The organism is Paraconexibacter sp. (assembly GCF_059438195.1).
In genome coordinates this window covers 1-12,850 of sequence record NZ_JBLKKY010000094.1, presented here as the reverse complement: position 1 = coordinate 12,850, position 12,850 = coordinate 1, and the positions used below count along the sequence as shown (strand labels likewise).

The following is a 12,850-nucleotide window of genomic DNA, read 5'->3' as shown; positions in this document are numbered from 1 at the left end:
CTGGACGATGAAGACGTCCGCGCCGCGGATCGACTCGTCGTAGCGGCAGTAGACCTCGCCGTTGGAGAACGTCTTGAGGGTGACGGGCCCGAGCTCGACGCCGAGCTTGTCGGCGATCTTCGCGGCGAGCTCCGGGTTGGAGCGCCCCGAGAAGAGCATGAGGCGCTTGTCGTAGTCGATCGGGAGGCTCGTGCTCACGGCGGAGTCGAGTCTACGTCCACGACCCGACGAGGTCGTGATCGGCTGCGCGAAGCCGGGGAGCACCGGCGTGTCCATCATGTCCTGTCCTCCTCCGCGGCGGCGCGGACCCTGTCCGCCCATCCCATGAGGTTCTTCTGGCGCGACCGGGCCACCCCGAGGGCGCCCGCGGGGACGTCCTCGGTGATGACGGATCCGGCCGCCGTCCACGCATCATCGCCGATCGTCACCGGCGCGACGAACGACGTGTCGACGCCGCCGCGCACCCGCGCGCCGATCGTCGTGCGGTGCTTGCGACGCCCGTCGTAGTTCGCCGTGATCGTCCCGGCGCCGAGGTTCGCGCCCTCGCCGACGTCCGCGTCACCGACGTAGGAGAGGTGGGGCACCTTCGCCCCCTCGCCGAGGTCGGAGTTCTTCACCTCGACGAACGTCCCGACCTTGCTCCCCGGCCGCAGCACCGTGCCGGGCCGCAGGTAGGCGAACGGGCCGACAGACGCCTTCTCGCCCACCTCGCACTCGACGAGATAGGCGTGGCGGACGGCCGCCCCCGCGCCGATCCGCGCGTCGATGAGCGTCGCCGACGGCCCGACGACCGCGTCGGCGGCGATCGACGTGCGGCCGCGCAGGACGCTGAAGGGCTCGATGACGGCGTCGGCCGCGATCTCGACGCCGACGTCGACGTGCGTCGACGACGGGTCGACGATCGTCGCGCCGGCCCGCTGGTGGGCCTCGATGAGCCGGCGGCGCGCCGCCTCGCGGACGACGCCGAGGCCGACCCGGTCGTTGACGCCGAGGACGAGCGCCGGGTCGTCGACGACGTGCGCGGCGACGACCGCCCCGTCGCCGCGGAGGATCCCGAGGACGTCCGGGAGGTAGCGCTCGCCCTGCGCGTTGTCCGTGCCGACGCGGGGCAGCGCGTCGAGGAGCGCGCCGCCGTCGAAGCAGAAGATCCCGGTGTTCACCTCGCGGATCGCGAGCTCCTCGGCGGAGGCGTCGCCCGCCTCCTTCGTCTCGGCGACGCGCACGACGTGCCCGGCGTCGTCGCGGACGACGCGCCCGTACCCGGTCGGGTCCTCGAGCACGGTCGTCGCCATCGTCGCCGCGGCGCCCGACGCCTCGTGGGCCTCGACGAGCGCGCGGATCGCGGCCGCCTCGACGAGCGGGACGTCCCCGGAGAGGACGACGACCGGCGCCTGCGGATCGATGTGCGCGGTCGCGGCCGCGACGGCGCCGGCGGTCCCGTCGGCCACGGGCTGCACCGCGTGGACGACCCCCTCCGGCAGGCGGTCCGCGAGCGGTCGGTCGGGGCCGTCGACGACGACGACGCGCGCGGCGCCGGCCTCGCGGGCCGCGGCGACCGGCCAGGCGACCATGGGCCGGCCGAGGAGATCGTGGAGGACCTTCGGGGTCTTGGACAGCATCCGGGTGCCCTTCCCGGCGGCCATGATCACGACGACGGGCGCGCTCACGGGCCGTGATGGTACGCGGTCGCGCGCGGACGCCCTGCCACGGGGCCGAGGCGCATTGGGGAGCCCGGATTCGAACCGGGGTCTGAGAGCTCCAAAGGCTCCTGTCTTGCCGCTAGACCACTCCCCATACGCGCTCGCGGCGTCGGCGTCGATGCTAGAGGAGCGGGCCGCGAGGGCCGAACGGCGAAAGGCTCGCGCCGCGGTCCCTCCACCGCGCCGCGAGCCGTGTTCGCTCGATGCCGGCGCGCAGGGTCCCTCCACCCCGCGCCGGCGTCCCGCTTCCGTGAGGTCCCTCAACCTCACGTGCGAGCTTGGAGGGCGTCTCCCGGGCTCACGCCACGAGATCCACCCTGTGTCCGCCGGCGGCGCCCGGAACGGCGGCGCGCGCATCGGCGAGAGTCGTGATCGCGAGGGACCCGTCGGCCCCGTGGACGCGGACCGGGAGCCCGGCCCACGCCGCGGCCGTCGCCGCGGCGCCCGAGCCGGCGCCGCCGCCGACGCTGCGGCCCGCGAACACGAGGCTCGCCGCGCGTCCTTCGGCGTCGAGCTCGACGTCGAGCCGCAGCGGGAGGACGGCCGCCTCGCCGCTGCCGGTGATGCGGACCTCGAGCCCGACCTCGCGCCCGTCGCCGTCGCGGACGACGCCCTTCGCGGCGAGCGCGCCGTCGCCGCTCGTCGAATCCTGCAGCTCGAGCGACGCGGCCCACTCGACGCGGCTGCGGCGGTCCGCGGCGTCGGCCTGGCGAGCGCGGTCGAAGGCGATGGCGACGGCCTGCGGCTCCTGGGAGATCGCGTCGATCTCGGCGGCGCCGAGCGCATCGCCGACGATCTGCTCGACGACGTGGCGGACGAGCTCGAGGCGACCGGGAGCGGGGGCGCCGTCGACGGGGCGCAGGGGCGTCGCGGGCCGGGCGGCCTCCGGTGCGTCCTGCGGCGCGTCGGCAGCGACGTCGGCGACGGGCGCGGGAGCGGGGACGTGGGCCTCGCGGAATGTGAAAGTCGTGGACCGGCCGACGGCGGCCAGGTCCGAAGCGGTGACATGCATCCTTGCGCCCTCCTGATCCTCCGTGATCGGTCGATGGGCTGCCTCGAGGATCGACCCTCGGGCGCCGCTGCGCAAGCCCCCCTGGACGGATGGTCGGAGCCGAGGCGGGCCCTACGGCGACGCGCAGAGCGTCGCCACGACCCGCTCGAGCGGGATGACGCCCTGGTAGGCGCCGCCGGCGTCCACGCAGACGACCGGATCCCAGCGCTCGTCGAGGGGCCGCGCGAGCGCCCGCCTCACGAGATCGTCGAGCGCGGTCGCCGGCAGGACGGAGAGCGCCTTGCGCGGCGTCTCGCCGCGTGCGCAGGCGTGCCGGTCGATGACGCCGACGGCGCGACCCGTCCCGTCGAGGACGACGACGTGCTCGAGGCGCGGATCGCGGGTGAAGGCAGCCGTCGCCTCGGCGGGGTCGAGCGGGACGCCGGGCAGGCGCACGACGAGCCGCGCGATGCCGTCGTCCTGCACTCCGCGCAGCGTCCGCTCGCGCAGCCGCCGGGCGACGCCGCGGTCGAGCTCCGTCATCGCTGGTGCGGGCCGGCCGAGGGCGAAGCCCTGACCGAGCGGGACGCCGAGCCGCGCGACCGCGTCGAGCTGGTCCTCGTCCTCGATGCCCTCGGCGACGAGCCACGCGTCGAGCCGCGCCGCGAGGTCGAGGAGCGCGCGCATGACGCCCGCGCGGGTCGGCGAGGCGGCGATGCGACGGGTGAGGCTGCCCTCCACCTTGATGAACTGCGGGCGCAGCGCCGCGATCCGCTCGAGACGCTCCTCGCCCGCGCCGATGCCCGTGTCGTCGACGGCGATGCCCGCCCCTCGCGCCCTGAGCTCTTCCACGGCCGCGAGCACGTCGGCCTCGCGCGCGGCGAAGCCGCCTCCGGGCGTCACCTCGACGACGATCGAGTCGAGTCGGCCGCTGGCGGCGAGCGCGCGGGCCATCTCCGGGCTCGCGAGCGCGCTCGGGCTCACGTTGAGCGCGATGAAGCGGTTGCGGACGAGGAGCGGCCGGACGACGAGCGCCGCCGACACGATCTGCGCCTCGAGGGCGCCCGCGCGACCGAGCCGCGCGGCGGCGGCGAACCACTCCGCCGGTGCGACGTCCGGCGCGTCCGGGAAGCGAGCGAGGGCCTCGTACCCGCGGACGACCCCGCGCTGGAGGTCGACGATCGGCTGGTACTGCACGCGGACGCGCTGGGGCTCGCGGAGGAGCCGGTCGAGGGCGCGCTCCCACTCCGGCTCCGTCGAACGGGTGGCTCCCACACCGGGCGGGGGCGGGCCGGGAGGGTCGGACGGAGCCTGGAGATCGGTCATCGGGGGCACCCTCGGACGGGACGGGGAACGTGTCGCGACCCTTAGGTATCGGCATGCGGACCGGGGACCTGTAGCCCGGCCGGCGGTGCCCGGGTCAGCGCTCGGGGAGGAGCGGCCTCAGGTCCGCGGGCGCGAGCGGGTCGGCGGCGAGCGCGAGCGCGTCGGCGGCGCTCACGAGCCTCCGCTCGCTGCGGAGCATCCCGACGCCGTGCTCGACCGCGCGCGGATCGCCCATGAGCGCCTCGAACGATGCCCCGGCGAGCTCGACGAGGTCCGGGTCGGGCGCGGGGAGAGCGACGAGATACGGCGAGCCGTCGGAGCTCGGCGCGAACGCGACGAACGCTCCGTCGGCGAGGTCGTCGAGGGCGGCGCGCGCGAGGTCCTCGTCGAGGCCCGGCACGTCGTCGGCGACGAGGAGGAGCGGGCCCTCGTGGCCGTGCACCGCCGCAGCGGCAGCGCCCGGGGACGTCGCCTCGTAGGCGAGCTCCGGCGCGACGGCGGCCGCCCACCGGCGCGTCCTGTGCGCGAGCGCTTCGCGCAGCGCCCGCGCGCCGTCCGGGCCGAGCAGCTCGTCGAGGCTCGGGTCGCGCGGCGCGGCGAGCGTCGCGAGGACGACGGCGGCCGGCGGCGTCCTCATCCCGGCGCGCAGGTCGCTCAATCCCAGGAGAAGTGCGTGCCGGTCGGCGCGATGGTCTGGCCGGCGAGCCGCGGGATCGCCGCGGAGAGCGCGGTCGCGAACGTCGCGGTGCTCGCCCCGACGAGCCGGATGAGCTCCTCGACGGGCGTCGGCTCGTCCGTCACCCCGTTCGCGTAGTCGGTCGCGTAGCCGAGGAGCGCGTAGGGGATGTTCGCCTCCCCCGCGAGCGTCGTCTCGGGACCGGCGGTCTGCGAGACGCAGGTGACGCCCGCGGCGGCGAGCTGACGGATCTCGGTCTTCGTGTTGAACCGCGGCCCGTCGACGTGGCCGTAGCAGCCCCCGTCGCGGACCGGGAGCTCCTGCTCGCGCGCGCCCTCGAGGAGCGCGCTGCGCAGCGGCTCGGAGAACGGCCGGTCGAAGATCCAGTGCCCTCGCCCCGGCGCGCCGGGCTCGGTGTGGAGCGTGCAGAGAGACCCGTCGGGCAGCCGGTTCGCCGGGAAGTGGAGGTCGTCGAAGACGACGAGCGAGCCGAGCTCGAGGGCCGGGTCGCAGGCGCCGCACACCGTGACGGCGATGATCGCGTCGGCCCCCTGGTCGCGCAGGGCCGAGATGTTCGCCTGGTGGGTCACCGCGCTCGAGAGGCGCCGGTGCCCCTCCCCGTGCCGGGACACGTGGAGGATCTCCGAGCCCGCGAACGCACCGGAGGTGACGGTCGCCGGGCCGAACGACGTGACGATCTCGTGGACGCCGTCGACCTCGAAGTCCGGCAGCGCGTACGTCCCGGAGCCCGTGATGATGCCGATCCGCATGGGCCGGGATCCTAGGGGTTCGCCGTCCGCCCGCCCGCGGCGCCGCTACTCCGACGACGACCCGCGGCGTCGCACCCGCCCGCCGCTCGCGCCCGCCTCGCTCGCCGGCCCGCCGCGGTGCGCGATCCCCAGGACGCGCATCGCCTTGAGCCCGAGCGAGAGCTTCTCCCGGCCGTCGGTCGAGGACACGTCGAGCCCAGACAGGTCCCGGACGCGCTCGAGGCGGTACCGGACGGTGTGGCGGTGGGTGAAGAGGCGCTGAGCCGTCCCGGCGACGTTCCCGTCGGCCTCGAGGAACGCCTCGACGGTCTGCACGAGGTCGGTCTCGTACTGCTCGTCGTAGGCGACGAGCGGCTCGACCGTCTCGGCGTAGAACCGCTGCAGCTCGGCGGGGTCCTCGCTCATCGCGCTGAGGAGGAGCCGGTAGGCGCCCGTCTCCTCGAAGGCGAGGAGGCGCTCCTCGCCGCTCTCGGCGACGTTCGCGGCGAGGAGGGCCTCGCTGCCCGCGCGATGGAGGTCGCCCGCAGCTTCCGTCACGCGACTGCGCCCCACGGCGAACGTCTGGCCGGGCTGGGAGGCCGTGAGCTCGCGCAGCACGGCATCGGCGGCGCGGGCGGCGCCGTCCTCGTCGATGCCCGTGAGGAGGAGGACGACCTCCGCGGCGGCCCCGCGGCGCTCCATGAGGGCTCCGACGCTCGCGTCGGCGACGCCGCGCGCGCCGCGCAGCGCGACCGTGAGGACGCGCAGCCGCCAGCCCTCCTCCGTGGTGACGTGCGGGTGGGCGCGGGCGACGACGACGGCCGCCCCCTCGCGCGGGTCCACCCCGAGCGCCTCGGCCTCGGCGAGGATCTCGCCGGGGTCCGTGAGCTGCCGGCCGATGAGCGCGCGCAGGAAGCGCTCCGCCGCCTCTTCGGAGGCGCGCTCCGGGGCGCCGATCCGCCCGAGCTCCCCGGCGATGAGCGTCGTCACGAGCCGCAGGACGACCGGGGCGACCGGGGCATCGGCCGACCAGGGGCGCATCCTCAGCGTGCCGACCGCCGCGTCGGCGAGCCGCAGGTCGACCGTCTCGACGCTCGCTCCGCTCGAGTGCAGCGCCTGCTCGTCGGCCGATGAGCGGGCCGCGACGGCGACGGTCGTCCCCGTTCGGTCGGCGAGCGCGAGGCTCGCCCCGAGCGCACGCGAGGCGGCGCGGACGATGTCCGGGAGGCCGGCCCCGGACTCGACGGCCTCGGTCACCGCGTCGAGCGCGTCGAGACCGGAGCTCGCGTCGGTATCGGGCGGGGGGGGCATCGCGGGTCGTGGGGAGAGTACGCGGAGGAGCCGGGCCGGTCCCGCCCCCGCGGCCCCGGATCACCCGGCGATCGAGTCCCAGAAGTAGACGATGACGGCGCCCCCCGCGACCCCGACGACGACGAACGCGGCGAGGACGTAGAGCGAGAGGAACGTCGCGGCCGCGCGCTCCCACCAGCGCGAATACGCGTTCCAGGCGGGCGCGACGATGAGCCCGACGTACGCGGCGAGGCCGAGGACCGCGCAGACGGCGATGACGGAGTAGGTGATCGCTTGGTTGCTCACGGCGACGGGGCGGGCGGGACGGCCTCCACCGGCGCGGCCCGCGGCTCAGGCTCGGCCGGCGGGGCGGTCGGCGACCCATTATTCCGCACGAACGCGACGACGAGGCCGATCATGCCGGCGAGGGCGAAGCAGACGAGCCCGACGCCGATGCCGCCGGAGACGTCGCTGAGGTAGTGGACCCGGAGATAGACGCGGCTCGCGGCGACCGCGGCGGCGAGGAGGATCGCCGCGACGACGACGCCCGCGCGGGCGAAGATCCCCGGGAGCGCGCGAGCGGCCGCGACCGCGACGGCGACGTACGCGACGCCGTAGGCCGCGTGGCCGCTCGGGTACGAGGAGCCGTCGGCGTCGACGAGTCCGCCGAACGGCCGCCCACGCCCCTCCGCCTCCTTGACGACGTTCACGACGACCCAGGTGAGCCCCATGCCGACGAGGAGGACGACGCCGTCGAGACGCGGCCGGCGGACGAGGAGCACGAGCGAGACGAGGAGCACGAGCCCGCCCGCGACCCCGAACGCCCCGAGCGCGGTGACGACCTCCGCGAGATCGTCGAGCCAGTCGCGCCGGATGCGCTCGATCGCGTCGAACGCGCTGCGATCGCCCGCCACGTAGAAGTCGTCGCGCAGCGTGAGGAGCGGGCCCGCGACCATGAACGACCCGACGCTGAGGATCGCGAGGAGGGTCGTGAGCTCGAGACCGAGCTGCCCCGGCGTGATGCGGTCCCACGCGAACCGCAGCGGGCGCCTGATGCGGCGGTAGACCACCCGGCCGCTGCGGACGAACGGGCGCAGCAGAGGCTTGTCCTCCTGGGCGACGATGAGCGCCTTCGCCTTCGCCCGGTTCTCGTCGACGCGCAGGAAGCGGACGACGACGACGAGCCCGACGACGACGGTGATCGTCGTCCCGAGCGCGAACGCCCCCTGCTTCGCGACGTTCACGAGCTGGTCGAAGGACTGCCAGAAGACGTATCCGAGGACGCAGAACGTCGTCCCCCAGATGCCGGCGCCGATGACGTCGTAGGGGAGGAACCGCCGGACGCTCATCCCGGACGACCCGGCGAGGAACGGCGCGATCGCGCGGATGATCCCGACGAACCGGCCGATGAGGACGGCCTTGCCGCCGTGACGCTCGAAGAACGCCTCGACCTGGAGCAGCCGCGGCTCGGTGATCTGGAAGCGCGGCCCGTGCTTGACGAGGAACTCGCGGCCGAGGCGGCGCCCGATGTAGAAGCTCGTCACGTCGCCGCAGACGGCCGCCACCCACACGATGCCGATGAGCGTGACGAGCTGGATCTCGCCCTGACCGGCGACGAGCCCGCCGACCATGATCGCCGTCTCGCCCGGTGCGAGGAGCCCGACGAAGGCGCCCGTCTCGAGGAACGCGAGGACGCCGACGACGAGGTAGGTCCAGCGCCCGAGCGTCCGCCCGAGGTCCTCGAGCGCGGTCTCCACGTCCGGGAACTCGACGAGCCCGGAGCCGTAGACGGCGCAGCCGACGCCGACGATGACGAGGCCGATGAGGAGCGGCGGCTCGAGGTGCCGCCGTCGCCACCAGGCGAGTCCGAAGGCGGCGAGCGCGGCGACGAAGAAGCTCGGCTTCACCGCGGCGAGCACGAGCACCGACTCGACGGGGGGCGTCACCGGACGGCCTCCCGCCCCTCGGGGACGTGGGGCCCCGCGAGGTGGACCCGGCCGGGGAAGCGGCGCGCGAGCTCCGTCGCGGCCGCCGCGGCCCGGGCCCGGTCCGCGAAGAGCCCGGCGCACGTCGGCCCGCTGCCGCTCACGAGGGCGACGTCGGCGCCCCGCTCCGCGAGGGCGTCGAGGGTCGCGCCGAGATCCGGCCGCAGCGAGAGCGCGGCCGGCTGGAGGTCGTTGACGCAGAGCGCCGGCGGGAGGTCCGCCGCCCCCGCCCGGACGGCGGCGAGCGCGTCGGCGAGCGCGTCGGACCCACGCGGCAGACCGAGGCGGTCGGCCTCGCGGAAGACGGCGGGGGTCGAGAGGCCCTCGTCGCTCGTGACGACGACGGCCGCGAAGCGGTCGGGGGAGGGATCGTCGACGCGCTCGACGGTCTCCCCCGCCCCGGTCCCGATCCAGCGCCCGGGCTCGACGAGCGCCGGCACGTCGGCGCCGAGCCGCGCGGCGACCCGCCGGCGGTCGGCGGCATCGCCGAGGAGCCCGGTCTCCTCGGCGAGGAGGCGGAGGACCGCCGCGGCGTCCGAGGACCCTCCCGCCATCCCGCCCGCGACGGGGATGCGCTTGCGCACCTCGACGCGCACGGGCGGACCGTCCCAGCCGCTCGCCTCTCGGAACGCGGTGACGGCCCGCAGCGCGAGGTCCGTCGCGGGGTCGTCGAGCGGCGGCTCGCAGACCGACTCGTCCGCGGGCCCCGCGGCCGGACCGATCACGACGTCGTCGGTGAGGTCGAGCGCCTGGAAGACGGTGACGAGCTCGTGGCGGCCGTCGCTCTCGCGGACGCCGCCGAGGAGGAGGCAGAGGTTCACCTTCGCGGGCGCGAGGGTGGAGGCTCTCATCGCAGCGCCTCCCACATCGCTCGCAGCTCCTGCGGCGAGAGCCGCTCGGCGCGCACGTCGGGCGGATGGCCAAGCGCAACGGCAGCCGCGCGGACGCGGTCGCGGAGCTCGTCCCCGGGGACGCCGTCGACGCCGCCGGCACGCGCGAGCGAGCCGGCCATCGCCTTGCGCCGGTGGGCGAAGGCGCGCTGCACGAACGTCCGCAGGGCCGGCTCGGCCGCCGGACCCCGCCGCTCGAGGACGACGAGGACGCTGTCGACGTTCGGGACCGGATGGAAGACGGTCCGCGCGACGGCGCGGTGGACGCGGACCTCGCACGCGAGCTGGGCGAGGACGCTCGGGACCCCGTACGCGGACGTCCCCGCCCGCGCGGCGAAGCGCTCACCGACCTCCTTCTGGACCATGGCGACCCATCGCCGGACCCCCTCCAGCTCTTCCACGGTGCGCAGGATCGCACCCGCGGCGATCCCGTACGGAAGATTCGCGACCACCTTCGTCGGCGCGGGGTCCAGCGCGCGGAGGTCGAGCTCCATCGCGTCGGCGAGGTGGAGGGTGACGCGGTCGCCGAACGGGTCGAGGGCGTCGCGCAGAGCCGGCTCGAGCGAGCGGTCGACCTCGACGACGTGGGTGTGCGCGCAGCGCTCGGCGAGGTGCTCGGAGAGGACCCCGAGGCCACCGCCGATCTCGAGGCACACGTCGTCCTCGGCGAGTTCCGCGGCGCGCGCGATGACGCCGAGGATGTTCGAGTCGATGAGGAAGTTCTGCCCGAGCTCGCGGCGCGGGCGCACCCCGAAGGCGCGGAGCCGACGGAGCGTCGGCTGCGCCGGCTCGCTCACCAGCCGAAGAGGGTCGCGGCGTTGCGCTCGACGAGCGCCTCGAGCTCCTCGTAGGCGAGCCCGCGGCGCTCCGCGACGAACCGCGCCGTGTGGACGACGAACGCGGGCGTGTTGCGCTCCTTGCGGACGGGCTGAGGGCTGAGGTACGGCGCGTCGGTCTCGACGAGGAGCCGGTCGGCCGGGACGCGCTCGGCGGCCTCCGCGAGATCCGTCGCCTTCGGGTAGGTGACGTTGCCGGCGAAGGAGAACCACCAGCCGGCCTCGACGCACTCGTCGAGGCGGTCCGGCATCGAGAAGCAGTGGAGGAGGACGGTGACCCCGTCGGCGTCCTCGCGCAGCGTCCGGATCGTCTCGTCCTCGGCGGCGCGCGTGTGGATGACGAGCGGCTTGCCGAGCTCGCGGGCGAGCGCGATCTGCGCGCGGAACGCGCGGTCCTGGTCGGCGCGCGGGGCGGTGTCGCGGTAGTGGTCGCGACCCGTCTCCCCGATCGCCGCGCAGCGCTCGTGGCGAGCGAGCGCCGCGAGATCCTCGAGCGCGGCGTCGTCGAAGCCCTCGGCGGCGTTCGGGTGCCGGCCGACCGCCGCCCACACCTCGGGGAACTCCTCGGCGGCGGCGAGCGCGGACCGGTTCGAGGCCTCGTCCATGCCGACCGTGAGGATGCGGGTGACGCCCGCCTCGCGCGCGGCCGCGACGAGCTCCGCGTTCGGCGGCGCGCACGAGTCGAGGTGCGTGTGCGAGTCGACCACGGTTCCGACTCGGAGACGTCAGGCGGCGCCCGCGGCGCCCGCGGGGCGGGCGGGTCCGGGATCCCTCGGGAAGAGCGGCTCGAGCGCGGCGACCTCCGTCACGGTCCCGGCGCGCAGCTTCGCGTGCTCGTAGGAGATGTCGGGGACGCCGAGCGCGCCGAGGAGCTTCCCGGTCGTCTCCGGCAGCCACGGAGTGAGGAGGACGCCGAGGACCCGCAGACCCTCGACGAGGGTGGCGAGCACGCGGTCGAGATCGGCGGACCGGTCGGGGTCCTTCGCCAGCGCCCACGGGGCCATCTCGTCGACGTACCGGTTCATGCGACGCACGCGCTGCCAGATCGCGTCGAGCGCCGGCGTCAGCTCGGCGCCGTCGACGAGGCGCGCGACCGTCTCGTCGAGGCCGTCGAAGTCCTCGACGAGGTCGACGTCGGCGCCGGGGACGTGACCGTCGCGGTACTTGCGGACCATCGCGATCGAGCGGCTCGCGAGGTTGCCGAGGCCGTTCGCCAGCTCGGACTCGTAGCGGCCCTCGAACGCCTCCGTCGACACGGAGCCGTCCTGGCCGAAGGTGACGTCGCGCAGGACGTAGTGGCGCAGCGCGTCGGTCCCGAAGCGGTCCATCACCTCGAACGGGTCGAGCACGTTGCCGAGCGACTTGCTCATCTTCTCGCCGTCCATGAGGAGGTAGCCGTGGACGACGACGTGCTCCGGGAGCGGGAGGTCGGCGGCCATGAGGAGGGCGGGCCAGTAGACGGTGTGGAACTTGAGGATGTCCTTGCCGATGACGTGGTGGTTCGCCGGCCAGAAGCGCTCCGTGAGGTCCTCGCCCTCGCGCGCGTAGGAGAGCGCGGTGTAGTAGTTGAGGAGCGCGTCGAACCAGACGTAGAAGACCTGGTCGGTGTCCCACGGGACCTCGACGCCCCAGCGGAACGTCGAGCGGCTGAGGCTGACGTCCTGCAGCCCGCCCTTGATGAAGCTGAGCGCCTCGTTGTAGCGGTGGCGCGGGGTCACGAAGTCGGGCGACCCCTCGTAGAGGGCCTCGAGCCGCTCCTGGAACTTCGACAGCGCGAAGAACCAGTTGTCCTGGCTCTCACGGGTGAGCTCGATGTGGTGGACCGGGCAGCGGTGGCCCTCCTCGATCTCGTTCTCCGACTTGAAGTCCGCGCAGCGCGGGCAGTACCAGCCCTCGTAGCGGCCCTCGTAGACGTAGCCGTTGTCCTTCACGCGGGTGAGGACCTCTTGCACCTTGCCGACGTGGCCGTCGTCGGTCGTGCGGATGAAGAAGTCGTTCGAGGCGTTCAGCCGCGGCATGAGCGCCCTGAAGCGCTCGGCGTTGCGGTCGGCGAGCTCCTGCGGCGAGACGCCCTCCTTCTCGGCGGCGAGCGCCACCGGCTCGCCGTGCTCGTCGGTGCCCGTGAGGAAGAAGACGTCGTCGCCGCGCTGGCGGTGGTGCCGGGCCATGACGTCGCAGGCGATCGTCGTGTACGCGTGACCGAGGTGCGGCGCGGCGTTGACGTAGTAGATCGGCGTGGTGACGTAGTAGTGGCCCATCGCCCGCGAGGCTACCGGGCGAGCGACGCGGGCTCGCGCGCGGCGACGGCGCGCCGGCGCCGCGCGCGCCGGCGGGCGACGCCGAGCGGCGTCCCGGCCGCGAGGAGGCCGAGGCCCACCCACGCGAGGGGCGGGACGGCGGCGGGCTG

Annotated in this window: 13 protein-coding genes and 1 tRNA gene; all 14 read right to left on the bottom strand. The window is 74.9% G+C overall.

Going from position 1 to position 12,850, the window contains the following annotated elements; genetic code table 11:
* Positions 1 to 180: ribose-phosphate pyrophosphokinase-like domain-containing protein (locus ACME2J_RS20660; RefSeq protein WP_495546837.1), on the bottom strand; the 180-nt coding region annotated here is incomplete at its 3' end.
* 95 nt (positions 181 to 275) lie between these two features.
* Entirely contained in the window at positions 276 to 1,667 is a 1,392-nt protein-coding gene (glmU, locus tag ACME2J_RS20655) for a bifunctional UDP-N-acetylglucosamine diphosphorylase/glucosamine-1-phosphate N-acetyltransferase GlmU (protein WP_495546836.1), read from the bottom strand.
* Between the two features lie 55 nt (positions 1,668 to 1,722).
* Positions 1,723 to 1,794: transfer RNA gene (locus ACME2J_RS20650), tRNA-Gln, on the bottom strand.
* Positions 1,795 to 1,998: 204 nt separating this feature from the next.
* Positions 1,999 to 2,712 (bottom strand): hypothetical protein, encoded by a 714-nt coding sequence (locus ACME2J_RS20645; RefSeq protein WP_495546835.1) that lies wholly within the window; start codon positions 2,710 to 2,712, stop codon positions 1,999 to 2,001.
* 111 nt (positions 2,713 to 2,823) lie between these two features.
* Positions 2,824 to 4,017 carry an EAL domain-containing protein gene (locus ACME2J_RS20640; RefSeq protein ID WP_495546834.1) on the bottom strand — a complete coding sequence of 398 codons (1,194 nt, stop codon included), beginning with the start codon at positions 4,015 to 4,017 and terminating at the stop codon, positions 2,824 to 2,826.
* Positions 4,018 to 4,111: 94 nt separating this feature from the next.
* Complete coding sequence (locus ACME2J_RS20635; RefSeq protein ID WP_495546833.1) at positions 4,112 to 4,654, bottom strand: hypothetical protein; 543 nt, start codon at positions 4,652 to 4,654, stop codon at positions 4,112 to 4,114.
* A gap of 17 nt (positions 4,655 to 4,671) precedes the next feature.
* Positions 4,672 to 5,463, bottom strand: coding sequence for an MTAP family purine nucleoside phosphorylase (locus ACME2J_RS20630; RefSeq protein ID WP_495546832.1), 792 nt, complete (start codon positions 5,461 to 5,463; stop codon positions 4,672 to 4,674).
* Positions 5,464 to 5,508: 45 nt separating this feature from the next.
* The gene (locus ACME2J_RS20625) at positions 5,509 to 6,753 is read right to left on the bottom strand and encodes a PucR family transcriptional regulator (protein ID WP_495546831.1); all 1,245 of its coding nucleotides are present in this window, start codon (positions 6,751 to 6,753) and stop codon (positions 5,509 to 5,511) included.
* A gap of 60 nt (positions 6,754 to 6,813) precedes the next feature.
* A complete protein-coding gene (locus ACME2J_RS20620; protein ID WP_495546830.1) occupies positions 6,814 to 7,038 on the bottom strand; it encodes a hypothetical protein in 225 nt (74 codons plus the stop codon).
* On the bottom strand, positions 7,035 to 8,678 hold the full coding sequence (locus ACME2J_RS20615) for a VTT domain-containing protein (RefSeq protein WP_495546829.1): 1,644 nt from the start codon (positions 8,676 to 8,678) through the stop codon (positions 7,035 to 7,037). The genes ACME2J_RS20620 and ACME2J_RS20615 overlap by 4 nt, the downstream gene beginning before the upstream one ends.
* Complete coding sequence (locus tag ACME2J_RS20610) at positions 8,675 to 9,568, bottom strand: 4-(cytidine 5'-diphospho)-2-C-methyl-D-erythritol kinase (protein ID WP_495546828.1); 894 nt, start codon at positions 9,566 to 9,568, stop codon at positions 8,675 to 8,677. Before ACME2J_RS20610 ends, ACME2J_RS20615 begins: the two co-directional genes overlap by 4 nt.
* Entirely contained in the window at positions 9,565 to 10,404 is an 840-nt protein-coding gene (gene rsmA, locus ACME2J_RS20605; protein ID WP_495546827.1) for a 16S rRNA (adenine(1518)-N(6)/adenine(1519)-N(6))-dimethyltransferase RsmA, read from the bottom strand. Before rsmA ends, ACME2J_RS20610 begins: the two co-directional genes overlap by 4 nt.
* Complete coding sequence (locus ACME2J_RS20600; RefSeq protein ID WP_495546826.1) at positions 10,401 to 11,150, bottom strand: TatD family hydrolase; 750 nt, start codon at positions 11,148 to 11,150, stop codon at positions 10,401 to 10,403. The genes rsmA and ACME2J_RS20600 overlap by 4 nt, the downstream gene beginning before the upstream one ends.
* Positions 11,151 to 11,168: 18 nt before the next feature.
* Complete coding sequence (gene metG / locus ACME2J_RS20595; protein WP_495546825.1) at positions 11,169 to 12,701, bottom strand: methionine--tRNA ligase; 1,533 nt, start codon at positions 12,699 to 12,701, stop codon at positions 11,169 to 11,171.
* Positions 12,702 to 12,850 lie beyond the last annotated feature (149 nt).